Source organism: Halorubrum cibi (assembly GCF_900182635.1).
In the GTDB taxonomy this organism is placed as follows: domain Archaea; phylum Halobacteriota; class Halobacteria; order Halobacteriales; family Haloferacaceae; genus Halorubrum; species Halorubrum cibi.
Genome location: NZ_FXTD01000008.1, coordinates 120,956 through 146,768, shown reverse-complemented (window position 1 = coordinate 146,768; position 25,813 = coordinate 120,956). Strand labels below are relative to the sequence as shown.

35 protein-coding genes and 1 pseudogene are annotated in these 25,813 nt (G+C 67.7%); 30 read left to right on the top strand and 6 right to left on the bottom strand.

The window, feature by feature from the left end:
• The first annotated feature begins 2 nt into the window (after positions 1 to 2).
• The 19 genes from FN829_RS11705 to secY are packed head-to-tail and all read left to right on the top strand — an operon-like array spanning position 3 to position 10,354.
• Complete coding sequence (locus tag FN829_RS11705; protein WP_142987155.1) at positions 3 to 467, top strand: 50S ribosomal protein L22; 465 nt, start codon at positions 3 to 5, stop codon at positions 465 to 467.
• The gene (locus tag FN829_RS11700; RefSeq protein WP_142987154.1) at positions 467 to 1,417 is read left to right on the top strand and encodes a 30S ribosomal protein S3; all 951 of its coding nucleotides are present in this window, start codon (positions 467 to 469) and stop codon (positions 1,415 to 1,417) included. Before FN829_RS11705 ends, FN829_RS11700 begins: the two co-directional genes overlap by 1 nt.
• The gene (gene rpmC / locus FN829_RS11695) at positions 1,418 to 1,630 is read left to right on the top strand and encodes a 50S ribosomal protein L29 (protein ID WP_066413526.1); all 213 of its coding nucleotides are present in this window, start codon (positions 1,418 to 1,420) and stop codon (positions 1,628 to 1,630) included.
• Between the two features lie 7 nt (positions 1,631 to 1,637).
• Positions 1,638 to 2,096, top strand: a complete 459-nt coding sequence (locus FN829_RS11690; RefSeq protein ID WP_142987153.1) for a ribonuclease P protein component 1 — start codon at positions 1,638 to 1,640, stop codon at positions 2,094 to 2,096.
• Positions 2,087 to 2,431 carry a 30S ribosomal protein S17 gene (locus tag FN829_RS11685; RefSeq protein ID WP_142987152.1) on the top strand — a complete coding sequence of 115 codons (345 nt, stop codon included), beginning with the start codon at positions 2,087 to 2,089 and terminating at the stop codon, positions 2,429 to 2,431. The genes FN829_RS11690 and FN829_RS11685 overlap by 10 nt, the downstream gene beginning before the upstream one ends.
• The gene (locus FN829_RS11680) at positions 2,431 to 2,829 is read left to right on the top strand and encodes a 50S ribosomal protein L14 (RefSeq protein ID WP_122106333.1); all 399 of its coding nucleotides are present in this window, start codon (positions 2,431 to 2,433) and stop codon (positions 2,827 to 2,829) included. Before FN829_RS11685 ends, FN829_RS11680 begins: the two co-directional genes overlap by 1 nt.
• Positions 2,830 to 2,831: 2 nt before the next feature.
• Positions 2,832 to 3,188, top strand: coding sequence for a 50S ribosomal protein L24 (gene rplX / locus FN829_RS11675; protein ID WP_142987151.1), 357 nt, complete (start codon positions 2,832 to 2,834; stop codon positions 3,186 to 3,188).
• Positions 3,185 to 3,934 (top strand): 30S ribosomal protein S4e, encoded by a 750-nt coding sequence (locus tag FN829_RS11670; protein WP_142987150.1) that lies wholly within the window; start codon positions 3,185 to 3,187, stop codon positions 3,932 to 3,934. Before rplX ends, FN829_RS11670 begins: the two co-directional genes overlap by 4 nt.
• Complete coding sequence (locus FN829_RS11665; protein WP_142987149.1) at positions 3,927 to 4,451, top strand: 50S ribosomal protein L5; 525 nt, start codon at positions 3,927 to 3,929, stop codon at positions 4,449 to 4,451. Before FN829_RS11670 ends, FN829_RS11665 begins: the two co-directional genes overlap by 8 nt.
• Entirely contained in the window at positions 4,448 to 4,621 is a 174-nt protein-coding gene (locus tag FN829_RS11660; RefSeq protein WP_142987148.1) for a 30S ribosomal protein S14, read from the top strand. The genes FN829_RS11665 and FN829_RS11660 overlap by 4 nt, the downstream gene beginning before the upstream one ends.
• Positions 4,622 to 4,623: 2 nt before the next feature.
• Entirely contained in the window at positions 4,624 to 5,016 is a 393-nt protein-coding gene (locus tag FN829_RS11655) for a 30S ribosomal protein S8 (RefSeq protein ID WP_142987147.1), read from the top strand.
• 2 nt (positions 5,017 to 5,018) lie between these two features.
• Positions 5,019 to 5,552, top strand: a complete 534-nt coding sequence (locus tag FN829_RS11650; protein WP_142987146.1) for a 50S ribosomal protein L6 — start codon at positions 5,019 to 5,021, stop codon at positions 5,550 to 5,552.
• Between the two features lies 1 nt (position 5,553).
• The gene (locus FN829_RS11645) at positions 5,554 to 6,264 is read left to right on the top strand and encodes a 50S ribosomal protein L32e (protein WP_142987145.1); all 711 of its coding nucleotides are present in this window, start codon (positions 5,554 to 5,556) and stop codon (positions 6,262 to 6,264) included.
• Positions 6,257 to 6,718 (top strand): 50S ribosomal protein L19e, encoded by a 462-nt coding sequence (locus tag FN829_RS11640; RefSeq protein ID WP_142987144.1) that lies wholly within the window; start codon positions 6,257 to 6,259, stop codon positions 6,716 to 6,718. The genes FN829_RS11645 and FN829_RS11640 overlap by 8 nt, the downstream gene beginning before the upstream one ends.
• Complete coding sequence (locus FN829_RS11635) at positions 6,718 to 7,275, top strand: 50S ribosomal protein L18 (protein WP_142987143.1); 558 nt, start codon at positions 6,718 to 6,720, stop codon at positions 7,273 to 7,275. Before FN829_RS11640 ends, FN829_RS11635 begins: the two co-directional genes overlap by 1 nt.
• A complete protein-coding gene (locus FN829_RS11630; RefSeq protein WP_142987142.1) occupies positions 7,268 to 7,915 on the top strand; it encodes a 30S ribosomal protein S5 in 648 nt (215 codons plus the stop codon). The genes FN829_RS11635 and FN829_RS11630 overlap by 8 nt, the downstream gene beginning before the upstream one ends.
• Positions 7,915 to 8,379: a 50S ribosomal protein L30 gene (locus tag FN829_RS11625; RefSeq protein WP_142987141.1), complete on the top strand. Its 465-nt coding sequence runs from the start codon at positions 7,915 to 7,917 to the stop codon at positions 8,377 to 8,379. Before FN829_RS11630 ends, FN829_RS11625 begins: the two co-directional genes overlap by 1 nt.
• Complete coding sequence (locus tag FN829_RS11620; protein ID WP_142987140.1) at positions 8,376 to 8,873, top strand: uL15m family ribosomal protein; 498 nt, start codon at positions 8,376 to 8,378, stop codon at positions 8,871 to 8,873. Before FN829_RS11625 ends, FN829_RS11620 begins: the two co-directional genes overlap by 4 nt.
• A gap of 2 nt (positions 8,874 to 8,875) precedes the next feature.
• A complete protein-coding gene (gene secY, locus FN829_RS11615; RefSeq protein WP_142987139.1) occupies positions 8,876 to 10,354 on the top strand; it encodes a preprotein translocase subunit SecY in 1,479 nt (492 codons plus the stop codon).
• A 77-nt stretch (positions 10,355 to 10,431) separates the two neighbouring features.
• Here secY and FN829_RS16455 read toward each other — a convergent pair.
• A pseudogene (locus FN829_RS16455) lies at positions 10,432 to 11,734 on the bottom strand (ATP-binding protein); the annotation flags it as partial.
• Positions 11,735 to 11,822: 88 nt separating this feature from the next.
• The gene (locus FN829_RS11605; protein WP_142987138.1) at positions 11,823 to 12,734 is read right to left on the bottom strand and encodes a serine/threonine-protein kinase RIO2; all 912 of its coding nucleotides are present in this window, start codon (positions 12,732 to 12,734) and stop codon (positions 11,823 to 11,825) included.
• A 145-nt stretch (positions 12,735 to 12,879) separates the two neighbouring features.
• On the opposite strand from FN829_RS11605, the gene FN829_RS11600 reads away from it, so the two are divergent.
• The 5 genes from FN829_RS11600 to FN829_RS11580 all read left to right on the top strand — a co-directional run bounded on the left by FN829_RS11600 (position 12,880) and on the right by FN829_RS11580 (position 16,930).
• Positions 12,880 to 13,722 (top strand): lipoate--protein ligase family protein, encoded by an 843-nt coding sequence (locus FN829_RS11600; RefSeq protein ID WP_142987137.1) that lies wholly within the window; start codon positions 12,880 to 12,882, stop codon positions 13,720 to 13,722.
• A gap of 53 nt (positions 13,723 to 13,775) precedes the next feature.
• Positions 13,776 to 14,651 carry a deoxyribonuclease IV gene (locus FN829_RS11595; RefSeq protein WP_142987136.1) on the top strand — a complete coding sequence of 292 codons (876 nt, stop codon included), beginning with the start codon at positions 13,776 to 13,778 and terminating at the stop codon, positions 14,649 to 14,651.
• Between the two features lie 91 nt (positions 14,652 to 14,742).
• Positions 14,743 to 15,186, top strand: coding sequence for a hypothetical protein (locus FN829_RS11590; RefSeq protein ID WP_142987134.1), 444 nt, complete (start codon positions 14,743 to 14,745; stop codon positions 15,184 to 15,186).
• A 39-nt stretch (positions 15,187 to 15,225) separates the two neighbouring features.
• Positions 15,226 to 16,038 (top strand): class I SAM-dependent methyltransferase, encoded by an 813-nt coding sequence (locus tag FN829_RS11585; RefSeq protein ID WP_142987133.1) that lies wholly within the window; start codon positions 15,226 to 15,228, stop codon positions 16,036 to 16,038.
• 163 nt (positions 16,039 to 16,201) lie between these two features.
• Entirely contained in the window at positions 16,202 to 16,930 is a 729-nt protein-coding gene (locus FN829_RS11580; protein WP_142987132.1) for a 3-oxoacyl-ACP reductase family protein, read from the top strand.
• An 86-nt stretch (positions 16,931 to 17,016) separates the two neighbouring features.
• On the opposite strand, the gene FN829_RS11575 is transcribed toward FN829_RS11580, so the two are convergent.
• Positions 17,017 to 17,250 (bottom strand): DUF7312 domain-containing protein, encoded by a 234-nt coding sequence (locus tag FN829_RS11575; protein ID WP_185955749.1) that lies wholly within the window; start codon positions 17,248 to 17,250, stop codon positions 17,017 to 17,019.
• Between the two features lie 69 nt (positions 17,251 to 17,319).
• Complete coding sequence (pyk, locus tag FN829_RS11570) at positions 17,320 to 19,080, bottom strand: pyruvate kinase (protein ID WP_142987130.1); 1,761 nt, start codon at positions 19,078 to 19,080, stop codon at positions 17,320 to 17,322.
• 272 nt (positions 19,081 to 19,352) lie between these two features.
• Between pyk and FN829_RS11565 the strand changes: the two genes are divergently transcribed.
• The gene (locus FN829_RS11565) at positions 19,353 to 20,255 is read left to right on the top strand and encodes a DUF7351 domain-containing protein (protein ID WP_142987129.1); all 903 of its coding nucleotides are present in this window, start codon (positions 19,353 to 19,355) and stop codon (positions 20,253 to 20,255) included.
• Positions 20,256 to 20,274: 19 nt separating this feature from the next.
• Here FN829_RS11565 and FN829_RS11560 read toward each other — a convergent pair whose 3' ends face one another.
• Positions 20,275 to 21,201, bottom strand: a complete 927-nt coding sequence (locus tag FN829_RS11560) for a sulfide-dependent adenosine diphosphate thiazole synthase (RefSeq protein ID WP_221929841.1) — start codon at positions 21,199 to 21,201, stop codon at positions 20,275 to 20,277.
• 562 nt (positions 21,202 to 21,763) lie between these two features.
• Here FN829_RS11560 and FN829_RS11555 point away from each other — a divergent pair.
• The 5 genes from FN829_RS11555 to FN829_RS11535 all read left to right on the top strand — a co-directional run bounded on the left by FN829_RS11555 (position 21,764) and on the right by FN829_RS11535 (position 23,306).
• Positions 21,764 to 22,030 carry a 50S ribosomal protein L37 gene (locus tag FN829_RS11555; RefSeq protein ID WP_066414134.1) on the top strand — a complete coding sequence of 89 codons (267 nt, stop codon included), beginning with the start codon at positions 21,764 to 21,766 and terminating at the stop codon, positions 22,028 to 22,030.
• A complete protein-coding gene (locus FN829_RS11550; RefSeq protein ID WP_007994536.1) occupies positions 22,030 to 22,164 on the top strand; it encodes a DNA-directed RNA polymerase subunit P in 135 nt (44 codons plus the stop codon). The genes FN829_RS11555 and FN829_RS11550 overlap by 1 nt, the downstream gene beginning before the upstream one ends.
• A 12-nt stretch (positions 22,165 to 22,176) precedes the next feature.
• Positions 22,177 to 22,428, top strand: coding sequence for a KEOPS complex subunit Pcc1 (locus FN829_RS11545; RefSeq protein WP_142987127.1), 252 nt, complete (start codon positions 22,177 to 22,179; stop codon positions 22,426 to 22,428).
• 206 nt (positions 22,429 to 22,634) lie between these two features.
• The gene (locus FN829_RS11540) at positions 22,635 to 23,018 is read left to right on the top strand and encodes a prefoldin subunit beta (RefSeq protein WP_142987192.1); all 384 of its coding nucleotides are present in this window, start codon (positions 22,635 to 22,637) and stop codon (positions 23,016 to 23,018) included.
• A gap of 6 nt (positions 23,019 to 23,024) precedes the next feature.
• Entirely contained in the window at positions 23,025 to 23,306 is a 282-nt protein-coding gene (locus FN829_RS11535; RefSeq protein ID WP_142987126.1) for a DUF3194 domain-containing protein, read from the top strand.
• A gap of 66 nt (positions 23,307 to 23,372) precedes the next feature.
• On the opposite strand, the gene FN829_RS11530 is transcribed toward FN829_RS11535, so the two are convergent.
• Complete coding sequence (locus tag FN829_RS11530; RefSeq protein WP_185955748.1) at positions 23,373 to 25,409, bottom strand: DUF2070 family protein; 2,037 nt, start codon at positions 25,407 to 25,409, stop codon at positions 23,373 to 23,375.
• Positions 25,410 to 25,813: the final 404 nt, after the last annotated feature.

The window sequence follows — 25,813 nt, the reverse complement described above, 5'->3', positions numbered from 1 at the left end:
CCATGGGAATCAACTACAGCGTCGAGGCCGACCCGGAGACCACCGCCAAGGGGATGCTCCGCGACCGGCCCATCAGCGTGAAGGACAGCAAGGAGATCTCCAGGGAGATCAAAGGCGAGACGGTCGCCGACGCAGAGGAGTTCCTCCGGGAAGTCATCGACGAGGAGACCTCGGTGCCGATGCGCCAGCACAACGCCGGCGCGGGCCACCGATCCGACATCGACGGCTGGGACGCGGGTCGGTACCCCGCGAAGGCCGCCAAGGACTTCCTGAAGCTCCTGGAGAACGTCAAGCACAACGCCGACGAGCAGGGGTTCGACGGCGAGGAGATGGTGATCAAACACGTCGCGCCCCACAAGGTGGGCGAGCGACCCGGTCGGAACCCGCGCGCCGCGGGGGCGACCCAGTGGAACACCACGCTCGCGGACGTCGAACTGATCATCGAGGAGCCGGAGGCTGAGAACTAATGGCTGACGAACACCAATTCATCGAGGACGGCCTTCGCCGTTCACAGATCAACGAGTTCTTCGCGGACGAGCTCGGCCGAGCCGGCTACGGCGGCATGGACGTCGCCAAGACACCGATGGGCACGCAGATCGTCCTGAAGGCGGAAAAGCCCGGCATGGTGATCGGGAAGGGCGGGAAGAACATCCGCAAGATCACCACCGAGCTCGAGGACCGCTTCGACATGGACGACCCGCAGATCGACGTTCAGGAGGTCGACGAGCCCGACCTGAACGCTCAGATCGTCGCGGACCGGCTCGCGAACGCGCTCGAGCGCGGCTGGTACTTCCGGAAGGCGGGCCACACCACGATCGACCGGATCATGGACGCGGGCGCGCTCGGCGCCGAGATCGTCCTCTCCGGAAAGGTCACCGGGGCGCGCTCGCGCGTCGAGAAGTTCAACCGCGGCTACATCAAGCACAACGGCGAGCCCGCCCAGGAGGTCGTCGACCACGGCCAAGGCGTCGCGGTGATGAAGCTCGGCACCATCGGCGTCAACGTCAAGATCATCCCGCCGGGCGCGAAGCTGCCCGACGACTTCGACGTCCGCGAGGACGCCGAGGTCCCGGAGGTCGACCAGGCCGACGCGGCCGGCGACGAGGGTGTCGAGGCACTCTTAGAGGAGGAGCCCGAGGAGGTCCCGGACGCAGGGGCCGACGACGACGACGTCGACGTGCCTGACGACGACCCGGCAGACGTCATCGACGAGGAGATCGTCGAGGAGGTCGTCGAGGAGACGGGCGAGACCGCGACGGAGGCGACGGACGCCCCCGCGGAGGAGCCGGTCGAGACCGGTGACGTCGACGATGAACCGGATGAGCTCGACGAGCTCGACGAGGAGATCGAATCGGAGGCGGCCGACCTGGTCGCCGAGATGGAAGAGGCCGACGAGGAAGCCGAGGAGGACGAGTAAATGGCGATCCTCTACACCGACGAGATCCGCGACATGACCGCGGCCGAGCGGGAGGTCGAACTCGAGGAGCTCGAGACCGAGCTCCTCAACACGAAGGCACAGCAGGCGGCCGGCGGGATGCCCGAGAGCCCCGGCCGCGTGAACGAGCTGAAGAAGACGATCGCCCGGATCAAGACGATCCAGGCGGAAGAAGGCGACTTCGACGACGAGTAACCGACCCATGATCTCCCCCGAAACGCTCGTACGGCACGAACTCGTCGGCCTCCCGGTTCGGGTGGCCGACGCCGACAGCGACGCCCACGTCGGGATCGCGGGTCGGGTGCTGTACGAGACCGAAAACACCCTCGTGGTGCGGACGGGATCGGGGGAGAACGCGACGGACAGGCGCGTGCCCAAGTCGGGCACGACGCTGGAGTTCGCGGTCGTCGAGGAGGCGACCGCACGCACAGATGAAGCCGCCGACGACGGCCAGTCGTCGGGGTCCGCGTCCCAACTCGGGTCGGATACTGCGGGGGTCCGCCCCCGTCAGTCCGGCCCGTCCGCGGCCGGTGTGCCGAACACCGACGCGGCGAGCCGGCGAGGCGAGTGCAAAGACGCGGTCTACGTAACGGTGGATGGCACGCGGCTGCGGGACCGGCCCGCCGAACGCACCGAACGAGGTGTCTCACAATGGCGATAGGAATCGACGTACCCATGCCTCCGGAGCCAGACGACCCGGAGGATTACGACTACGAGAAGTGCCCGTTCTACGGGCAGCTTCCCGTCCGCGGCCAGCTCCGAGAGGGGACGGTCGTGTCGACGGATATGGAAAAGACCGTCATCGTCGAGCGAGAATACGACGTGTTCGTACCGAAATACGACCGGTACATGAAGCGTCGCTCGCGCATCCCGGCACACGTGCCGGGCGTGCTCGAGCCGCTCGAGGAAGGTGACGAAGTGACGATCGCGGAGACGCGACCGCTCTCGAAGACGAAATCACACGTCGTCGTCGAGAACCTGTCGGGTGATCAGTGATGGAGGCGCTCAAAGCCGACGTCACGCAGGGCCTCTCGAAGGGCTCTCTCATCACGTGCGCCGACAACACCGGCGCGCGCGAGCTGAAGGTGATCTCCGTCGCCGGCTACTCCGGCACGAAGAACCGCCACCCGAAGGCAGGTATCGGCGACAAGGTGACCGTCTCGGTCACCAAGGGGACGCCCGAGATGCGGCGGCAGGTGCTGGAGGCGGTCGTCGTCCGCCAGCGCAAGTCGATCCGCCGTCCCGACGGCACGCGCGTGAAGTTCGAGGACAACGCGGCCGTGATCATCGACGACCTCGACGAGCCGCGGGGCACGGAGATCAAAGGTCCCGTCGCCCGCGAGGTCGCCGAGCGCTACGGGAGCATCGCGTCCACCGCGACGATGATCGTGTAACCATGACGAAACAGCCACGCAAACAACGAAAACAGTCGGAGACCGCGTCGCTTCACGAGCGGCAACGGAAGGTCCGATCCCCGCTCACGCCCGAGCTCCGCGAGGAGTACGGCCAGCGGAGCGTCCGCGTCAACGCGGGCGACACCGTCGAGGTGCTCCGCGGCGACGCCGCGGGGACCGAAGCGGAGGTCCTCTCGGTGGATCTCTCCGCCGAGCGGATCACCGTCGAGGACGTCACCGTCGAGCGGGCGGACGGGGAAGAGGCTCCCCGTCCGATCCCGGCGAGCAACGTCCGCGTGACGGATCTGGACCTCTCGGACGACCGCCGCGAGGCGCGGCTCCAGGAGGACAACGAATGACGCGACATCAGAAACGACTGGCGGTACCGAACTCCTGGCCGGTCGAGCGGAAGACCCAGACGTTCACCGTGAAGGCCGGCGCAGGCCCGCACGGCGAGGCTGGCGTCCCGCTCGTCGTCCTGCTGCGGGACGTGCTCGGCTACGTCGACTCGACGAAGGAGGCGCGCTACGCGCTGAACAACGACTCGGTTCTCGTGAACGGGGACGCGGTGTCGGACGAGCAGCGTCCGATCGGGATGTTCGACATCCTGGCGTTCCCCGTCCGCGGGGAGTTCTTCCGCGTCTTCCCCGACGAGGGGGGTCGGCTCGCGCTGACGCCCGTCGACGAGGAGTCCGCGAGCAGTCGACTCGGGAAGGTGACGAACAAGACGGTCGTCCCCGGCGGGGACGCCCAGCTGACGCTTCACGACGGGACGAACGTCCGCGTGGACGCCGGCACCGAGTACGACACCAAGGACTCGATCGTCATCGACAACGAGTCCAAGGACGTCGTCGCCCACTTCGAGTACGAGGAGGGCGCGCTCGTCACCGCTACCACCGGCCAGCACGCCGGTCGGATCGGCGAGATCGAGACGATCGACGTCACGCTCGGCTCCGGTTCCAACACGGTCGTCGTCGACGACGACGAGGACGGCTACGAGACGGTCGAGGAGTACGTCGTCGTCATCGACGAGAACTTCACCGGCGACGAGGACGCGGCGGCGGAGTCCGCCGACGCCGACGAGGCGGGTGAGGACGATGAGTGACGCCGAGAGCGCGTCCCACGAGATGCGCGAGCCGTACCTGGAGAAGGTCGTCGTCCACATGGGCGTCGGTCAGGGCGGTGAGCCGCTCGCGGACGCCGAGAACATCATCGAGGAAATCACGGGCCAGCAGTCGGTCCGGACCACCTCCAAGCGCACCATCGCCGAGTTCGGGATCCGCAAGGGCGACCCGATCGGCGTCAAGGTGACGCTGCGCGGCGAGGACGCCCACACGTTCCTCGAGACCGCACTGGACCTCGTCGACGTCTCGGCGAGCCAGTTCGATGACACGGGGAACCTGAGCTTCGGGGTCGAAGACCACACCGACTTCCCGAGCCAGGAGTACGACCCGAACATCGGCATCTACGGGCTCGACGTGACGACGACGATCGTCCGGCCGGGGTACCGCGTCGCCAAGCGCGACAAGGTGACCCGCTCGATCCCGTCGAACCACCGGATGACCGCCGAGGACGCCGTCGCGTTCCTCGAAACGCACTTCGACGTTGAGGTAACGGAATGAGCGAAGCGAACAACGAGACGGGCGAGCACGCGGCGAAACGCACCGGCCAGCAGCACGACTGCCGGCGGTGCGGCCGCGAGCAGGGGTTAGTCGGGAAGTACGACATCAACCTCTGCCGGCAGTGCTTCCGCGAGGTCGCTCGAGACATGGGATTCGAGAAGTACAGCTGATCATGACAGGAAACGATCCATTCGCCAACGCACTCGCAGGCGTGGACAACGCCGAGAGCGTTGGCCACCTGTCGTACACGGTAGAGCCCGCTTCGAACATCATCGGCTCCGTCCTCGAGGTCCTCTACGACCGCGGGTACGTCGACGGCTTCGAGTACGTCGACGACGGGAAAGCCGGGAAGTTCGAGGTCGAACTGAAAGGCGCGATCAACGAATGTGGCGCCGTCAAGCCCCGCTACTCGGCGGGTGCGGACGACTTCGAGAAGTGGGAGAAGCGATACCTCCCCGCCCGTGACTACGGGACGCTGGTCGTCACGACGAGCCACGGCGTCATGAGCCACTACGAGGCCCGCGAGGAGGGCATCGGCGGCCAAGTGATCGCATACGTCTACTAACAATGAACAGAGTCGAAATCGAGATTCCGGACGACGTCTCCGCCGAGACCGACCACCTCGAACTCACCGTCGAGGGGCCGAACGGGAGCGTCACGCGACGCCTCTGGTACCCCGACATCGACGTGTCGGTCGAGGACGGTGCTGTCGTTATCGCCTCGGAGAACGAGGACGCGAAGACGAACGCCACGGTCGGCACCTTCGAGAGCCACGTCTCCAACATGGTCCACGGCGTGACCGAGGGGTGGGAGTACACGATGGAAGTGTACTACGCCCACTTCCCGATGCAGGTCAGCGTGGAGGGCGAGGAAGTCGTCATCGAGAACTTCCTCGGCGAGAAGGCGCAGCGACGCACCCCGATCCGCGGAGACACGGACGTACAGGTCGACGGCGAGACGGTCACGCTCTCGGGCTCCGACAAGGAGGCCGTGGGGCAGACCGCCGCCGACATCGAACAGCTGACCAAGGTGACCGACAAGGACACGCGCGTCTTCCAGGACGGCGTGTACATCGTCGAGAAGCCGACCGGAGGTGCCTGACATGGCAGACGAACTCGAAGACATCAGCGGCGTCGGTCCCTCGAAGGCGGACGCGCTTCGCGAGGCCGGCTACGAGACGGTCGAGGACGTGAAGGCCGCCTCCCAGTCGGAGCTCTCCGAGGTCGACGGCGTCGGCAACGCGCTCGCCGCGCGTATCAAAGCCGACGTCGGCGGTCTGGAGGTCGACGAGGAGGCCGAAGCGGAGATCGAAGACGAGACCGACGAGGAGGAGGAGGCCGCGGCGGCCGAGTCCGACGAGGAGGTCGAGACGGAGCTTCGTCCCCGCGGCCACGCCGAGAAGACGCCGGACCTGGACGAGGAGACCGCTCGCGCGCTCGCACAGAAGCACCGCGAGGGGAAACCGCAGTTCAACCGGCAGGACTACCACAAGAAAAAGCGGATCCCGACGTCGTGGCGCAAGCCGCGCGGCGGGCTCTCCAAGCAGCGCCGTCGCATGAAGGCGAAGGGTCCCGTCGTCGAGGCGGGCTTCCGCTCGCCGACGGCCTCGCGCGACCTCCACCCGAGCGGTTTCGAGGAGGTCCGCGTTCACAACACGGACGACCTCGAGGGCGTCGACGGCGACACGCAGGCGGTGCGGATCGCCTCGAAGGTCGGCGGTCGCAAGCGCGAACTGATCGAGGACGAGGCGGAGGAGCGCGACATCCGCGTGTTGAACCCGACCTACGTCGAGGTGGAGGTGGACGATGAGTGATCTGAAGGCGCAGAAACGACTGGCCGCGGACGAACTCGACGTCGGCAAGGGCCGCGTCTGGCTCGACCCCGAGGCACAGGAGGAGATCGAGGACGCGATCACCCGCGAGGACGTTCGCGAGCTCATCGAGCAGGGAACGATCCGCGCGAAAGACGCGAAGACGAACTCCCGCGGTCGGGCCCGCGAGCGCGCGGAGAAGCGCTCGTACGGCCACAAGAAGGGTGCCGGTTCCCGGAAGGGGAAAGCCGGCGCGCGACAGAACACCAAAGACGACTGGAAGGCGCGGATCCGCGCACAGCGAGCTCGCCTGAAGGAACTCCGTGACGGGGAGGACGTCCTCGACGCCACGGAGTACCGCACGCTCTACAACAAGGCGAGCGGCGGCGAGTTCGAGGACGTCGCTCGGCTGGAGGCGTACATCCGGACGCAGTACGGTTACGAGGTGAACGACTAATGGCGACAGGACCACGATACAAGGTGCCGATGCGTCGTCGCCGAGAGGTCCGGACGGACTACCACCAGAGGTTGCGCCTGCTGAAATCGGGCAAGCCTCGCCTGGTCGCCCGGGTGAGCAACGCTCACGTCAGGGCGCAGCTGGTCACTCCCGGACCCGACGGCGACGAGACCCACGCGGCCGCCTCCAGCGAGGACCTCGCGGAGTACGGCTGGGAAGCCCCTACGGGCAACCTCCCCAGCGCGTACCTCACGGGATACCTCGCGGGCGCTCGCGCGGTCGAGGCCGGCCTCGAGGAGGCCGTCCTCGACATCGGGCTCAACACGGCGACGCCCGGCAACAAGACGTTCGCGGTACAGGAAGGAGCGATCGACGCGGGCCTCGAGATCCCCCACAACGACGACGTGCTGGCCGACTGGTCGCGCACGCGAGGCGAGCACATCGCCGCGTACGCCGAGCAGCTCGACGAGCCGCTGTACAGCGGGGAGTTCGACGCCGGCGAGTTACCCGAGCACTTCGATACCGTGCTCGACGAGCTACAGGAGGACCATGAGTAGACACAACGACGGCTGGGAACCGCGAACGCGGCTCGGCCGCAAGGTACAGGACGGCGACATCACGTCGATGGAACAGGCGCTCGACTCCGGCCTCCCGTTGAAGGAGGCCGAGATCGTCGACCAGCTCCTTCCGGGGCTCGAAGACGAGGTGCTGGACATCAACATGGTCCAGCGCATGACCGACTCCGGCCGACGCGTGAAGTTCCGGTGCGTCGTGGCGGTGGGCAACCGCGACGGCTACCTCGGATACGCGCAGGCGCGGGACGACCAGGTCGGCGGCGCGATCCAGAAGGCGATCGACGTCGCGAAGCTGAACGTCATCGAGGTCGACCGCGGCTCGGGCTCGTGGGAGGACCAGCCCGGCGGCACGAACTCGCTGACCCGGACGGCGAAGGGGAAGGCCGGCTCCGTCACGGTGGAGATAAAGCCCGCCCCGCAGGGACTCGGGCTGGCCGCCGCGGAGACGGTGCGGAACATCTTAGAGCTCGCCGGCGTCGAGGACGCCTGGACGAACTCCGACGGCAACACCCGGACGACGGTGAACCTCGCGAAGGCGACGTTCAACGCGCTGGAGAACGCGGCGCAGTCCCGCACGCCCCAGCACGCGCGCCAGGTCCACTACGACGAGGTGAGCGAGTGATGCAGGCGATCGTTCAACTCCGCGGAGAGGTCAACGTGAACGAAGGCGTCGTCGACACGCTCGACATGCTGAACGTCGGGCGCGTCAACCACGCGACGTTCGTTCCGGAGACCGACTCCTACCGCGGCATGATCACGAAGGTGAACGATCTGGTCGCCTTCGGCGAGCCGAGCGTCGAGACGGTGACGGCCACGATCGAGCGGCGCGGCGAGCCCCTCGAGGGCGACGCCGACGTCGACGACGAGTGGATCGCGGAACACACCGACTACGACGACGTGGCGGCGCTGGCCGAGGCGGTCGTCGCCGAGGAGACGACGCTGCGCGAGCAGGGTCTCTCCCCGACGCTCCGTCTCCACGCCCCGCGCGGCGGTCACGACGGCATCAAACACCCGATCGTGGAGGGTGGCGAACTCGGACGCCACTCCACCGAGGAGATCGACGCGCTCCTGGAGGCGATGCGATGACGAGCAAGAAACGCCGACAGCGCGGCTCCCGGACGCACGGAGGCGGCACGCACAAGAACCGGCGCGGCGCCGGTCACCGCGGAGGTCGCGGTGCGGCCGGTCGATCGAAACACGAGTACCACAACTACGGACCGCTCGGCAAGCACGGCTTCAAGCGGCCCGAGGACTCCAAGACGAACGTCCTCGAGGTCAAAGCCCAGAAGCTCGACGAGGACGCAGCGCTGTACGTCGCGGAGGGCCTCGCCGAGGAGGACGGCGACGCGTACGTCATCGACGCCCGCGACGTCGTCGAGGACGGTCACGACGCCGACGTGGTGAAGGTGCTCGGCGGCGGACAGGTCCGCCGCGAGCTCCGCGTCACCGCCGACGCGTTCACGGCCGGGGCGGTCGAGGGGATCGAGTCCGCCGGCGGGGAGGCGACGCTCTCGGAGCGCGCCGAGGAAGCCGCCGACGAAGCAGAAAACACTTCCGACGACGAGACTGACGAGGCGTAACGATGAGTTGGAAGGAGGTCGCCGAACCGGTGCTCTCGCGGATGCCCGTCGTGGAGCGACCTGCGGGGCACGTCCCGTTCAGACGCAAGCTCATGTGGACGGCGGGGATCCTGCTCGTCTACTTCTTTTTGACCAACATCAACCCGTTCGGCCTGGCGGCCGGACAGGGGAGCGACTTCTTCGGGCAGTTCCGCTCGGTGTTGGCCGGAGAGTCGGGCTCGCTGTTACAGGTCGGAATCGGTCCGATCGTCACGGCGTCCATCGTCTTACAGCTGCTCGGCGGCGCGAACTTGCTCGGGCTCGACACGGACGACCCGCGCGATCAGGTCCTCTATCAGGGCCTCCAGAAGCTTCTGGTGGTCATCGTCACGGCCCTTACGGCCGCACCGATGGTGTTCACCGGCGAGTTCCTTCCAGCCGATCAGGCCGTCGGACAGGCGCTCGGGATCGGCGAGTTCGGCGTCCAAGTCCTGATCTTCGCACAGATCTTCGTCGGCGGCGTCCTCATCCTGTTCATGGACGAGATCGTGAGCAAGTGGGGCGTCGGCTCCGGCGTGGGGCTGTTCATCATCGCCGCCGTGAGCCAGCAGATCGTCGGCGGCTTCTTCAGCTTCTCGGCGCTCGGCGCCCCCGGCTTCTTCGCGAGCTGGTACGGGATCGTCTTCGGCGACGTCCCCGTCTCGCTGTCGCCGTTCACGGCCGAGGGTCTCCAGAACTTGCTTTTCGACCCCGGTAACGTCCTGGCGCTGTTCACGACGGTGTTCATCTTCGGGATCGTCGTGTACGCGGAGTCGGTCCGCGTCGAGATCCCGCTGTCACACGCCCGCGTGAAGGGCGCTCGGGGACGATTCCCGGTGAAGCTCATCTACGCGTCCGTCCTGCCGATGATCCTCGTTCGCGCACTTCAGGCGAACGTCCAGTTCCTCGGGCAGATCCTCTCCTCGCAGTGGGCGGGGATGCCCGCGTGGCTCGGCGAGTACAGCGACCAGGGCGAACCCCTCTCCGGGCTGTTCTACTACTTGAATCCGATCCAAGCGCGGACGGAGTGGATGTGGTTCCTCGGCGAGATCCCGGCGTCGGTCGAGCCGTGGATGATCGCCGTTCGGCTCGCCATCGACCTGACGTTCATGGTCGTCGGCGGGGCGGTCTTCGCGATCTTCTGGGTCGAGACCACCGGCATGGGGCCGGAGGCGACCGCCCAGCAGATCCAGAACTCCGGGATGCAGATTCCCGGATTCCGGCGGAACCCGCAGGTCGTCGAGAAGGTCATGGAGCGCTACATCCCGCAGGTGACCGTCATCGGCGGCGCGCTCGTCGGGCTGCTCGCCGTGATGGCGAACTTACTCGGCACCATCGGACAGGTCTCCGGTACCGGGCTGCTCCTCGCGGTCTCGATCACGTACAAGCTGTACGAGGAGATCGCCGAAGAGCAGCTCATGGAGATGCATCCGATGATGCGCCAGATGTTCGGAAACGAGTAAGAACAGTTCTAGAACGCAAACGGGCGTTCTAGCCGTTCTTACGCTGTTTTATCAAAATCCATTAGTCTGTTCCGCGATTAGTTCAATTCTGAGCAGCGGCTATCGAACATCTCCCGCCCTCGTGTGTTTGAGAGCGTACGCGCGTGTTCCGTAACATCTCCCAGCCCGAAAAGTTGTACGTCATCGCGCTCGGACGTGGCTTCTCGAACCGACTGTGTCGCACCATTTCGGGTGAATAAGGCGTACTCAGCGTCCCTCTCACCGCGGTCCGGCGTCCAGCGTATCTCGGCGGCGTGGCCTTCGATCGAGGCGAGAGCTCCGTAGTCAAGCGGTGCGTTCGTGAACTTGCACTCCCCCACGACCATCTTCCCGTCCGTGCTGAATCCGACGACGTCAACCTCGTGTTCCTTGTACCACCAGCGACCGATATCGAGGAACGTCTCTGCGGGGTAGAGGCCGGGGAGTGCGTCTTGGCAGAGTCTCTCGTGACTCACGAAATCCGAGAGATCCAGCTCAATGACCGCGTCGTAGGCGTTCTCCCCGAGGCGCTCGTATCGATCCTCCTTGCCGTAAACGAAGCAAAATCAGAACCGGAACAGCGGATCCAGGATTCGATAGCGCGTCCGGCGTGACTTCGCCTTCTCTTCGGTGATCGGGACCTCCCGCTCGATGAGCCGCAACCGTTCTAACTTCTGTGTGTACGTGGATATCTGCTTCCCATCGGTTCCTATCGCTTGAGCGATCTCGCTCGACGTCGTCTTTCCCGCGACGATGGCGGTGAGGATCGCAAAGTATCGGTTCGGGTCCGTGAGTTCGGAGCGAAGCACGTACCCCGGGTCGTTATGGAGGTCCCTTCTGGGAGAGGACTTCCTCGGTGAGAGTCCTTCCGAGGTCTCGTTCGGAACGAACTCCCGTGTAGCAGCGAAGTTGAGAGGTCTGAGGTCAAGTCGTTCGGTGAATCGCCCATACAAGGGACTGTTCCCGAGAAGCGTCCTTCTTCCATCATACTGATCGACGACCCGATCAGAATCAGCGTTCCGGAGCCGCTGTTCCCACAGTCGCTGAACCACGACGGAGGCTCTCGTCGGCTTCGATGATACGGGAATTCGTCGAGGACCACGATTCCGTCCTGATCTCCAAGATATCCGAGCAGCGCTTCCCAGTTCCGTTTGATCTGCGTGATGCTGGAGAAGTTTTCCGAGGCGACATCGACGAACTCGTCGAGCTGTATCTGCGAGGTGGTCTCCGTGGCCTGATAGACGCTGCGTCGTCACGGTCGGAGAGCGAGTGCTGGACGAGCCGTGTCTTCCCGAGGCGTCGCCGACCGAAAACCACGACCATCTCGGCGTCGTCGAATTCGTAGCATCCGCGTAGCCGGGTCTCACTCCTCTGGGTTCAGTTTCCTCTGTACGTTTTGGCTGGCATTCGCAACATCACGTACAATTTCTATATCGCAGAATGTGATTTATCAGCTCTCGAACGATCGAACCGTCTCGAAGGAGCCGTCGGCGATCGCCGCGGCGATCGCCGCGGTATCGGTCTCACGGTCTATCTCGTGGGGATACTTCCGACCGAAGTACCGAAGCAGGTTGGCGACGTCGCGTTCGAGGAACTCGCGGGCGTTCTCGTGGTCGGTCGGGACCGCCTGCGGCCAGTCGAACACCGTGACGCCGTCCTCCGAGACGGCGACGTTGTGCTCGGACACGTCCGCGTGGATCCAGCCGAGTTCGTAGGCGGTCACCAGCTCCCGGTAGATCAGATCGAGGACGCCCGCCGCCTGTTTCGGCTCGAGCTTGGCTCGGGCGAGCTCGACGCCGGCGAACTTGTCCATCACGATCGCGTGGCGGTTGTGGTCGACCGGGCGGGGAACCGCCACGTCGGGATACAGCGCCTCCATCGCCTCGTACTCCCGTTCGGCGGCCTTTCGCGCGGTGTACATCCACGAGACGTGGTCGCGGTCGGCGGTGTATTCGCGCTCGCGGTTGACCGCCCGGAAGTTGGTGTACCCCTCGCGGTGGTACTTCAGCGCGAGGGGCTTGAACGACTGGACCTCGTAGACGTCGCCCTCCTTGCCGAGACCGAGCGGTGAACCGACGCCGTCTATCGTCCCGCGCTCGGAGAACGTCCGGAGAGCGAGCGCGTCGTACCCCTCGAAGGTGAGTTGGTAGCCCTCGTACTGGATCGTCTTTCGTTCTATCAGCTCGCGGTCGAGACACCGGTCGATCCGGTAGTCGATCTCCTCTGCCGTCAGATCGGCGTAGTCGGGCAGTTTGTCGCGGCGAACCCACTCAGAGAAGCGCATCCCCTGCTCGACGCCCGAGAGGAGGTAGAAGTCCTCGGGGTCGAGATCCGCCATGTCGCCGGCGACGTTGCGTACCATACGGCCCCTACTCCGGGGATTCCTAAAAACGGCCCGCGTTCGCCGAATCACGACTATAAATCGCATGTCGCGATAACAAATCGAGAACGATCGCGATCTGCCGACGAACGCAACCGCTTTCGGGTCGCCGCGTCGACGGGGACGCATGACCGCGCCGGAGGGTGACTGGCGGCTGATCCGCGAGGAGCGTCGACCGGGGCCGATGCAGATGGCGCTCGACGAAGTCGCGGCCGAGACCGCGAGCGAGGGTGGACCCGGCACCGTCCGGACGTACCGCTGGGACCCGACCTGTCTCACGCTCGGGTACGGACAGGACCCGGAGACCGTCGACTGGGACGCCTGCGAGCGTGCGGGCGTCGACGTCACCCGCAGACGGACCGGCGGCGGCGGGATCCTCCACGACGCCCACGGCGATATCGCCTACTCGATCGCCGTCCCCGCCGGGGACGTGCCGGGCAAGCTGCTCGACGCCTACCACCTGCTGTGTGAACCGATCCTCGAGGCGTTCGACCGGCTCGGGATCGACGCCGACTACGTGGAGGAGGCCGTCCCGGAGCTGTACCACCCCGCGTGTTACCTTCGGGAGCTCCACCCGGCTCACGACGTGGTCGCCGCGGGCCGGAAGATCGCCGGCAACGCGCAGTACCGCACCCGCGACGCGGTGGTCCAGCACGGCTCGCTCTCCTTCTCGGTCGACGCCGAGGCACACCTCGACGCGTTCGCGGACCCGCCGGTCGCCCCCGAGACGTTTCGCGAGCGCGTCGTCGGGATCGACGAACTGGCCGACATCGACCGCGAGGAGGCGGTTCGGGCGGTCGAGGAGTCGCTCGCGGCGTGGGTGGAGGCGGGGAACGGATCGGACGGAGTCGGTTCGCTCGATCGGGACGGGTCGTGGACCGACGCCGAACTCGACCGCGCGAGCGAACTCGTCGAGGCGCGGTACCGCGACGACGACTGGGTTCGCTCGCGTCCGGGCGATCGGGAGTGATTCGATCGCGCGCCTTCCGAAGCGGCTTTTCCCCTCCCCCGTCTATCGCTCGTATGAGCCTGAAGATCGGCGCGCACGTCTCGATCTCCACGTCGAGAGCATCCAACGATCCCGAGACGCCCCCGCACGGAAACATCGCGAACGCGGTGTTCAGACAGACGCAGTTCGGCGGCAACTGCGGGCAGATCTTCACCCACTCCCCGCAGGTGTGGGAGGACCCGAACATCGGCGAGGAGGAGGCGGCGCTGTTCCGCGAGCACACCGAGCGCGACCTCGACGGGCCGTGGGTGATCCACACCTCCTACCTCGTCAACCTCTGTACGCCGAAGGACGGGCTTCGCGAGAAGTCACTGGAGTCGATGCAGCGGGAGGTCGACGCCGCCGCCGCGCTGGGGATCCCCTACGTGAACGTCCACCTCGGAGCCCACACCGGTGCGGGCGTCGAGGGCGGGCTCGACAACGCGGCGAGCGTCATCGACGACGTCGACGTCCCCGAGGACGTGACGATCCTGATCGAGAGCGACGCGGGCGCGGGGACGAAACTCGGCGGCGAGTTCGAACACCTCGCGGGCGTCATCGACCGGACGGAGACCGACGTCGACGTCTGTGTCGACACCGCCCACGCGTTCGCGGCCGGCTACGACCTCTCGACGGCCGAGGCGGTCGACGAGACGGTCGCGGAGTTCGACGACGTGGTGGGGCTCGAGCATCTGAAGTGTGTCCACCTCAACGACTCGAAACACGCCTGCGGCACAAACAAGGACGAACACGCCCACGTCGGCGAGGGGCTCATCGGCGAGGAGGGGATGGAGCGGGTGATCAACCACCCCGACCTCGCCGACGTCCCGTTCGTGTTGGAGACCCCGACGGAGGACGGCAAAAGCTTCGCGTGGAACGTCGAGCGCGTCCGGGAGCTTCGCCACGAGTGAGGACGCGAAGGGGGACGACGCGAAGAACGTGGAGGTGGGGAAGATCCCGTCTGACGCGCTTTTAAGTCCGTCCGGCGTGTGAACGCGACGCATGACGACCACGAAAGCGCTGCTGTTCGGTCGCCGACGCGAGCGAGCGGTCGGGCTCGTGGTCGGGTTCACCGTCGCCGTGGGGCTCGTCGCGGCGGTGACCCTCGTGGCGAGCGCGATCGATCACCGCACGGTGACGACCCTCTCGGCGCGGACCCTGCCGTTCGTGGCGGTGTACGCGCCCGCGCCGATCGCCGCCGTCGGCGCGTACGCTCGCTGCGGCGGACCGGCCTGTCTGGCGGTCGGCGTCGTTCCGGTCGTCGTCCTCGGGGCGTCCCTCGCGGTCGCGAGCGCGATCGGGGTCTCGGGCGTCGACGGCGTGTGGATCGCCGAGCTCACGGGCTCGTTTCTGACCCACAGCGTCGCGAGCGCGTTCGTCGGCTTCTGTGCGGGGGTCACCGCCGCGCTGGTCGCCGACCTCGTCGGGATCGGGTCGAGCGAGTGAACCCCGCCCCTTAATCCGCGCCGCCGCGAACGGGGCGGCGTGAGACGGTTCTCAGCCGAGTACCTCGAGTTCACCCGCGAGGGGATGTGGGCCGACGGGCGCGAGGCGCTCGCGGACTGCTCGCTTCCCGACCGCGAGCGCGTCCTCGACGTCGGCTGCGGGACAGGTGAGTTCACTCGCGTGCTCGCCGAGGAGACGGGACCGGACGCGACCGTTATCGGGATCGACGCGGACACGAGCCTGCTCGACGTCGCCCGCGAGGAGACGTCCGCGCTCGCCTCGTACGCCGCCGGGGACGCGACCCGGCTGCCGCTCCGCGAGGACGCCGTCGACCTCGCGGCGTGTCAGGCGCTGCTGGTCAACCTACCCGAGCCGGCGCGGGCGGTGCGGGAGCTCGCGCGGGTCTCCGCGGATCTGGTCGCGGCCGTGGAGCCGAACAACGCCGACGTGACCGTCTCCTCGACGGTCGATCGCGAGGCCGACCTCGAGCGGGAGGCACGGGAGGCGTACCTCGCGGGCGTGGAGACCGACGTGGCCCTCGGCGACCGCGTCGAGTCGCTGTTCGTGGACGCCGGCCTCGTCGACGTCCGGACGCGGCGGTACCTCCACGAGAAGCGGACGGCCCCGCCGTACGCCGAGCCGGCCCTCGAGTCGGCCGCCCGGAAGGCGTCCGGCGCGGGGCTCGATGACCACCGCGAGGAGCTTCGGAACGCGCTGTCGGCGGCGGCGTACGACGACCTCCGCCGGCGCTGGCGGGAGATGGGTCGCGACGTCGTCGCGGCGATGCGCGAGCGCGAGTACGAGCGCGTCGAACTCGTTCCCTTCGAGGTGACGGTAGGTCGGGTTCCGTGACGCCGGTGTATTCGGTGAGACGACAGACGATCGGTGAGTCGACAGACGGTCGGTGAGGCGACGGACGGTCGATGACCCCGGCACGCGCCGGCGAGTCGGTGTCTCCACCACTTCTTTCGCCGGGTCCGGAAGGACGAAGTCGGTCGGCCCGGACCGGAGAGACATGCCAGCCGCAGTCGTGACGGGGTCGTCGCGGGGGATCGGTCGCGGGATCGCGCTTCGGTTCGCCGAGGACGGCTACGACGTCGCCGTCAACTACCACACGAGCGAGGAGGCCGCCGAGTCGGTCGCGGCGGAGGTCCGGGACCTGGGCCGAGAGGCGGTCGTCGTCGGGGCGGACGTCTCGGATCCCGAGGCGGCCGCCCGACTGGTCGAGACCGCCGCCGACGCGTTCGGCGGCGTCGACCACGTCGTCAACAACGCCGGGATCGACCAGCACGTGTACACCGAGGACCTGGACCCGGCCGACTTCGACCGGGTCATGGACGTGAACGTCAACTCCGCGTTCAACGTGACGAAGGCGGCGCTGCCGCACCTCCGCGACTCCGCGGACGGCCCCTCGGTCTCGAACGTCTCCTCCATCCTCGCGCACACCGGCGCGCCGATCGAGTGTCACTACGCCGCCTCGAAGGGCGCACTCGTCTCGCTCACCCGCAGCCACGCCGGCGACTTCGCGCCCGACGTGCGGGTGAACGCGATCGCGCCCGGTCACGTCGAGACGGACATGACCGGCGACAGAACGCCCGAGGAGGAGCGCGAACAGCTCGAAGCGATCCCCGTCGACCGCTTCGGTCGACCCGAGGACATCGCCGAGGCGGCCGCGTACCTCCGGGACGCAGGGTTCGTCACCGGCGAGACGCTGAACGTGAACGGCGGCGAACTGATGAACTGACCGGCGAAAAGGCGGTCGGCTGCCGGGGCGTCACGTCTCCCGGCGGGATTCGGGACTTCGTTCACTCGATTCACGCCGTCGACCGATCAGAACCCGAACACGAACACGCCGACGACGAGCGCGACCCCGAGGACGACGAAGACGGCGTGTTCGGCGTCGATCGAACCCGGTTCGATGGGCTCCGTCTCGGGCGTCGAGGTGTCCTCCGTCACCCCGTCGGGGCCCACGTCGTCGACGCTGAAGCGCCACTCGCGACCCTCGTCGTCCCCCTCGTCGGTCCGGACCTCGTTCGCCCGGCTTCGGGTGTCGTCGCCGCTCATACTCGCCGTAGACGCGTGCCGGATAAATGACTGGCGGGCGCGATTCGGAGGCGACGGCTCGACCGGGCGCTATCGCCGACTGGCGGGCGCGATCACGTCCCCGTCGTACACGACGCCGCGCTCGCCGTCGAGCGTCAGCGTGGTCCCGTCCGCGACGGAATCGGGCAGTGTCACGCCCGAGATCATCGGCACGCCCAGCTCGCGGGCGACGACGGCCGGATACCCGGTCATGCCGGGACGGGCGTCGACGATCCCGGCGATCCGGTCGAGATCGCCGGTGAACTCGCCCTCGAAGTCGGAGCCGAGCGCGACGATCGAGCCCTCGGGAACCGCGGAGAGGTCGCCGTCCGGACTTCGAGAGACGGGTGCGGCGACACGGCCGGCGACGACCGCCTTCCCGGTGGCGACCGTCTCGGCCGCGATGTGGACCTTCAGCGTGTTCGTGGTGTTCGTCCCCTCGAGTTCCGTCAACATTCCAGAGAGGACGACGAGCGTGTCGCCGGAGGCGGCCGCGCCCGTGTCGAGGGCGGCGTCGACCGCGTTGTCGAGGACGGTCTCCATGTCGTGAGCGTACTCGGTGGTGACCGGCTGGACGCCCCAAGAAAGCGCGAGCTGGCGGCGAACCCGGTCGTTCGGCGTCGTCGCGACGACCGGGACGCCGGGGCGGAACATGGCCGTCTTGCGGGCGGTGTATCCGGACTCCGAGACCGCGACGACGGTCGACGCGCCGATGTCGCGTGCGAGGTACCGCGCCGAGCGCGCGAGCGCCTCGGTCCGGGAATCGGTGGCGGCGGTCGGGACCCGCTGTTCGCGCGTCTCGGCGTACTCCTCGCTGGTCTCGACCTCGCGGACGATCCGGTCCATCGTCTCGACGACCCGAACGGGGTGGTCGCCGATGGCGGTCTCGCCGGAGAGCATCACCGCGTCGGTCCCGTCGAGGACCGCGTTGGCGACGTCGGAGGCCTCGGCGCGGGTGGGTCGCCGTGAGTGGACCATCGAGTCGAGCATCTCGGTCGCCGTGATCACGGGCACGCCCTCGTTGACGCAGGTGCGGATGATCCGCTTTTGGATCATGGGAACGTCCTCGAGCGGGCACTCCACGCCGAGGTCGCCGCGGGCGACCATCACGCCGTCGGCGACGTCGACGATGCCCGTCAGGTTCTCCACGGCCCCCGCGCGCTCGATCTTCGCTATCACCGGGATGTCGTCGCCGCCGTACTCCTCCAGCCGGTCGGCGATCCGGTACACGTCGTCGGCGTCGCGGACGAACGAGGCGGCGACGAAGTCGGCGTCGGCGCGCGCGGCGAGGCGGAGTTCGTCCTCGTCCTTCGGCGTGATGAGGTCGACGTCGATCGCGACGCCGGGGAGGTTGACTCCCTTCCGGGAGCCGAGCTCGCCGCCGGAGACCACCCGCGCGACGACCGAGCCGTCCTCGGCGACCCGCTCGACGCGACACTCGATCCGGCCGTCATCGAGCAGGATCGTGTCGCCGGGGGCCGCCGCCGCGATCGAGTGGGTGAGCCCGATCCGCTCCGGCGTGGCGTCCTCGCCCTCGTGGAACGTCACTTCGGCGTCGGTCGCGATCGAGATCGGGTCGTCGATCTCGGCGGTCCTGACCTCCGGTCCCTTCAGGTCGACCATCACCGCGAGCGGGTCGTCGATCGCGTCGTCGACGGCGCGGACGCGCTCGATGACGTCCTCGCGGTGGGCCGTCGTCCCGTGGCTGGCGTTGAGTCGGGCGACCGACATGCCCGCGGCCGCGAGGTCGCGGATCGCGTCCCGGCCGTCCGACGCCGGACCCAGCGTACAGACGATCTTGGCGTTTCGCATACGTCCAGTTCGGCGCAGCGCCGGAAAAAGACACACGGTCGAGCCGCGATCCGATCGGAACGAGAGAAGCCGGAATACACACCCGAGCCGTCGTATTTCGGCGTATCCATCGAGAACGATCGTGGACGATCACGACGGATCTCCCGGAGTCCGATCGCGGCCCGTACGGCCGACCGTTCGCACGCCTCGGACCGTGACCCGTGTGTCCGGAACGCATGACATGTCATTTTGAACGAAATACATAAGCACTTACTACCACACCTGACGGACGAATGGACAGTATCGCCGCGATTCGATCTCGGGACGCGCTCGCGTTCTCCGTGCTCGACAGCGAGGTGAGGCTCGCGATCCTCGACTCGCTGTACGATCTGACGGTCGCGTCCGGGCCGATCGCGGGCAACGCCGCGTACTCGACGATCAAAGCCGACGTGGGCGTCGAGGACAGCGGCCGGTTCAGCTACCACCTCGACAAGCTCACCGACCAGTTCGTCACGAAGACCGAGAGCGGCTACCGGCTCGCCGAGTCCGGCCGCGAGGTGGTTCGACTTCGACGGACCGGCATACTCACCGACGATCCGACCGTCGAGGCCGAACCGGTCGACGGGGAGTGTTACCGCTGTGGAGGGGAGATCCGGGCCTTCTACCGCAGGGGATATCTCGTGACGCAGTGTCAGGAGTGTATCGGACTGATCGATCACGAACTCGTCCTCGACGGAGCGCTCGCGTCGCTCGCGTATCCGCCGTCGGGCGTGTCGGGAGTCGACATCGAGACCGCCTTCGAGCGTTCCCATCTCCGCTCGGTACACACCTTCCGGGCGATGGCCGACGGGTTCTGTCCGAACTGCGGTCACGACGTGACGGTCACGCTCCCCCCCGCGGAGGGCGAGGAGCCGGGAGACGACGGATACGGGTTCCGCCACGTGAACCACGACGGGATGATCCGGTTCGCGTGTGATCACTGCGGACGCCGGCACATCGCACATCCGCTCTACGCCACCGACGACCGGGAGCCGATGGCCGACTTCTTCGCGAGAAACGGGGTCGACCCCGGCTGGGATCGCATCGCCACGGTGATGTCGTGGCCGGTCATCGCCGACGGAGACGACCTCGTCTACGAGACGCCGGACGGGATCCGGTTCCGGGTCGACGAGGACCTCGACGTCAGCCGGGACTAGGAGTCGCGTGCGGACGGGATCAGTCGTCGGCGGGGGCGGGCCGGGAGGAGAGCCGCACGTCGCCGGCGTCGACGTCGAGGTCGTCGAGCGCGGCCTGCGCCGCGCGCTTGCCGGAGACCAACATCGCGCCGAAGGTCGGTCCCATCCGCGGGAGGCCGTAGGCGGTCGCGACCGCCATCCCGCTCGCGACGAGTCCGTCGTGGACGACGCCGGTGTGCTCGACGACGGCGTCCTCGCTCTCGCCGACCCACATCGAGTCGTGGCCCGGCGAGTCGTGGCCGGGCGCGCCGTACTCGTCGTCGTCGGTCGCGTCCATCCCAGTGTTGTGCTCCCTTGCGTGGGAGATGCCGGGAACCTCGAGGACGCCCCGTTCGTCGAGTTTGTTGATCGCGACCGCGTCGTGGCCGGTGGCATCGATCACGACCTCGGACTCGACCGCGATGGGGTCGACGCAGGTGATCTCGCGGGGAAGCGCGTGGACGGGCGTCCAGTTCATCACGATCCCGCCGACGCGGTGGTCCTCGCGCACGACGAGGTCGGTGAACTCGGTCATGTTCTGGACCTTGACGCCCGCGTCGCAGGCCGCCTTGATCAGCCCCGAGCACGCCTCCGGCCCGTTGGCGACGTAGAGGTCCTCGACGCCCTCGGCGGGCTCGAAGTCGACGCCGAGGTCGGCGAGCACCTCCTGGGCGGGGTCGCGGACGGTCACCTTGTTCATGAGGAAGCCGCCGAGCCAGAAGCCGCCGCCGAGGTAGTTGTTCTTCTCGACGACCATCACCTTCACCCCGCGGTCGGCGAGCTCTTTCGCCGCCATCAGCCCGGACGGGCCGCCCCCGACCACGATGACGTCGCTCTCGGAGAACTCGAGGAACTCCTCGGACCAGTCCTGCCCGATGGCGCGCGTTACGTCGGTCTCGCTCACGTCGCTGAAGCCGTCGAAGTCCATGATACGACTTAGTGGTATTACTGGGTAGTATTAGTCGTTGTGGTCGGTGTCGTGCGAGTACCGATCCGACTCGCGGTGCGGTGGCGCGCCGGTGAGCGCCCGGAGGGCGCGAGTCCGACTGCGAGGGACGCGGTGAGCGCTCGAAGAGCGCGAACCGCGAGGCTGGGGAGGTATGAGGTGCGGGGCTGAGCGGGGTGGGACTCAAAGGGGCAGTCGTGATTCCCGCGAGCGTAAGCGAGCGGGAAGTCGAGAGACGAAGTCTCTCGGAAGGACGAAGCACGGCGCAGTAAGCACTGAGGGAGCGAGCAGCGCGAGCGACCGAAGCGCGCAACAAGCCGCGCGAGTCCTCGCGACTGGGGCTTTGGCGGTGTTCACCGCGCTAGCAACGACCCGTTCTACTCACTCCGATCTCGATTCGATCGACGAACCTCGCCAGTGAGCGATGGTTCCTTCGAGGACGCATCCGAGAAACGTGAGTTCGAGGAACGGATACGCCACGGAGGCGCACGGGCGTGGCCGACTCGTAGCCTTTTTACCCACGCTGACGGTACTCGGGCACACTATGGCTGAGGACAAGGCACGAAGCACCGGCAGTGCGGGCCGATTCGGGGCTCGCTACGGCCGCGTCGCCAGAAAGCGGGTCAAGGACATCGAGGGAGAGATGCAGAACGCGACCGTCGACGGCGACGACGTCAAGCGCGTCGGCACCGGCATCTGGGTGAACGAGGAGACCGGCGAGACGTTCACCGGCGGGGCCTACCGCCCCGAGACCCCCGGCGGCCGCACTGTCCGCCGCTCCATCCGCGCCGCGCTCGCCGACGAGGAATAATGAGTTACAAGTGTTCCCGCTGTAAGCGCGACGTCACGCTCGACGAGTACGGCGGCGTCCGCTGTCCCTACTGTGGCCACCGCGTCCTCCTGAAGGAGCGCGGCGGCGACATCAAGGAAGTCGACGTCGAGTAACCCGACCCCGCCGTGACCGACTGCGACCACGGAACGCTTCTCTCCTTCGAGTACCCCGACGAGCGGCGCGCCCGGATCATCGCCGACGCGCTCGCGCCCGAGGTCGGCGAACTCGACGAGTCGCGATCGAGCGCGACCGTCGAGCGAGACGGTTCCGTCGTCCGCGTCCGCGTGACCGCGACCGACCTCGTCGCGCTGCGGGCGGGGATCAACAGCTGGTCGCGACTGGTCACGGTCGCCGAGGGCGTGAGCCGGGATCGATAGCACCGCGGACGCGAGTAGCGACACCGCACGCGAACTGGTTGGGGCGCACGCGAATCGGGAGCGACACGCCGATCGACGACGCGGTGCGAGAGACGTTTTCGTTCGACTCTACCCGTCTTCCGCCGGTTCACGGCGGTTCTCGTTCTCATCGGAGAAGTCGGGGGTTTTTCCGTCCGGACCGCCTCGGTCCGCCCATGCAAGGGAACATGCCGCCCGAGGCACAGGAGAAGATCGAGGAGCTTCAGGAGCTACAGGAGACCGCACAGCAGGTCGCAGAACAGAAGGAGCAGGCGAAGACCGCGCTCAACGAGTCGAAGACGGCGCTCGATGCCCTCGAGGACGTCGACGAGGACGCCGGCATGTACCGCGAGATCGGCGAGGTGCTCGTCGAGACCGACTACGAGTCCGCCTACGACGACCTCGAGAACAAGGTCGACTCCCTCGAGGTCCGCACCGAGCAGCTCGAGAAACAGGAGGAGCGCGTCCAGGAGCAGTTCGACGACCTCCAGGGCGAGCTCCAGCAGATGCTCCAGGGCGGCGCGGGCGGCGGCCCGATGGGTCCCGGCGGTCCGGGCGCGGGCGGCGCGTAGAGACCGATGAGCGAGGACGCGTCGAGCGAGCAATCGACGAGTGACGGGCCGACGGACGAGGAGGTCGTTCGTACCGCCGCGGAGGCGGCCGAAGGGGTCGTCTTCAAACACTACGACCAGTCGGCCGTGACCGACCTCGACGTCACGGTCACCTTCGAGAAGGGCGTCCTCGACGTCGACGTCTACCTGAACGCTCCCGACGGCGACGACGACTCCGACCCGGAGGCGGTCGCCGAGGCGGCCACCGAGGCCGCGGGCGACGCCGTCGACGAGCTGTTCGGGGAGTAACGAGAGCGGGTCGAGATTCGTCCCGTTCGTCTTTTTTGCCTTTCAGCGGGAGCGCCGTCCCGCCGCTCACGTCAGGAAGAACAGCAGCACGCTCACCGACATGGCGAAGAGCGTCACCGCCGCCGCCAGCGCCGCGCCGAGCGATATCGCGGCGTTGGCCTGCGTCGCGAGCGTCTCGGTGCGGTCGTTGCCGAAGACGGTCACCGTCGCGTGCTCGGTGCCCCCGGCGACCGCGACGTGCTCGAGGTCCTCGCGTGCGCCGACCGCGAGCGACGCGACGGTCTCGGCGAGCCGGTCGACGTCGATCTCCAACCCGACTCGGTTGTCCGCGCGGGTCCGATTGACGACGTGGTTGTCGGTGGTCATGACCTCGACGCGGTCGATCCCGGTCGCCTCGCGGACGGCCGCGAGCAGGTCCTCACGCAGCCCCGGAACCATGTTGTTGCCGTCGATCAGCACGTAGGCGGCCTCGACGCCGGCGACGCGGGTGACCGCGACTCGGACGCCGAGAGGGCCGATCCCCTCCTCGGGCGTCCAGTCGGTCGGCTCCCAGGCGACGCCGAGCTCCGTCCGCCCGCGCTCGGCGGCGGCGGCGGCCTCGCCCGCGGAGCCCGCGGCCTCGTACAGGTCGTAGGACCGTTCGGAGCCGGGCGTGACGTGGCCGAGATCCGCCCCCGAGAGCCCCGTGTGGCAGTTGTGACCGTCGACGAGGAGGACGTCCTCCACGCCGCCGGATCGCAACTCCGCCATCGCGGACTGGCCGACCGCGAAGTCGACGTCGTCGGCCGACCCCGGCGCGAACGTCGAGACCGCGAGCGCGGCGTCGCCGAACCGCTGGGCCAGCACCGAGGACTCGCCCGCCTCGACCGAGAGCGGGACCGTTCCCTCCCGGCGGAACGCCGCGCCGTCGAGCGCGCGGTCGGCGGCGTCGATGACGCAGTCGACCTCGCTCTCGGAGACGAGGTTGAAGTCGTGGCCGGCGGTCGCGTGCGGCGGGAAGCCGATCCCCTCGGCCGAGAGCGCGACCCGACGCGGGAGGTCGCCGCCGCCGATCTCGCCGAGCGGGCCGGGGTGGATCATCGGGAGCACGAACCGGGCCTTCTCCGCGCCGAGGCGGCCGGGGTCGACCCGCCCGCCGTCGGCGGCTACACCGTCGGGGTCGTCATTCGCGGCGTCAGCCGCCGCATCGTCACTCGCGGCGTCAGCCTCCGCGTCGTCAGCCTCCGTACCGGCGTCGTCTCCCTCGATCACCCGGAACGACAGCGCCGAGACGGGGACGACCGCCTCCTGTCCGAGCCGCTCGAAGAACTCCTCGAGGTCGCGTGACTCCTCGGCGGCGTAGCCGATGAACCCGCGGATGAAATCCAGCACCGAGACGTCGAGCGCGCGCCGCCACGGCCGCTCGACGGCGACGAGGAACCCCCAGACTGCGACGGCGTACAGCAGACAGAGCGCGCCCAGAAGCAGGAAGTGGTCGAGCGTCACCGCGTCGAAGACGGGCGGGCCGTGGTCGGTCCGCGAGAGGAACACGACGTACGCCTCGTAGGCGGAGCCCCCGTCGATGAGAAGGCGGGCGGTCCCGCCGTACACGAAGAGCAGGACCGCGGCGACGGCGGTCTGGACCAGCGCGGGGACGCTGGCGGCGGGCACGGAGACCCGCGAGACGGCGAGGACGGCGAGCAGTCGGAGGGCGAAGATGGACGCGAGCGCGACGACGAGCGCGTCGAAGACGAACCGCTGGGAGAGCCCGAACACGGCGGCGAAGACGCCGGCGACGACGAGGACGACGACGACGAACAGCTCACACAGGAGCGCTAAAAGCGCCGATCGGTTGTACGTGAGGCTCCCGCCGAGCGCGCGGTCGACCGTGGTGGTCGTGAGCGCGGCGACGACCGTCGGCGCGCCGAGGAAGACGATCCCCTGCCAGGCGTCCTGGCCGACGAGCAACACGGGGTACCTCGACCCCATCGTCGAGGCCGAGTCGAAGACGGCGATCCCCGTGAGCCCGCCTAAGAGCACGGCGAACGCGAGCGTTCGCGGCCAGCGCGGCGCGCGGAAGATGAACTTGGAGAGCCCGGCGAGCCGCCCCTGTGTCGCGGTCACGGGTGTGCGGTTCTCGCCCGCGAATAAAAGTCCCTCCGGCTTTCGGATGCCGGCACGAAGACCGGTGTCCCTCGCCAGTAGTGTGTCAACACGAAGCGATCGACTTGTGCGGTGGCGCGTGCCTCCGAGCGCCCAGCGGGCGCGAGGAGCCCACGCGAGGGATGCTGCGAGCGAAGCGAGCAGCGAGGCTGGGGAGGTATGAGGTGCGGTCGCGGTGCTGTGCGGGGTGGGACTCAAAAGGGGCGGTCGCGAGGGCGAAGCATACCGACGTAAGCACTGGAAGGAGCGAGCAACGCGAGCGACTGAAGCGCGCAGCGAGGTGCGCGAGCCCTCGCGGCTGGGGCTTTGGAGGGGTTCTCCACGGAAGTGATCACGTAGCACCGACCGATCCGATTCCACTCCAG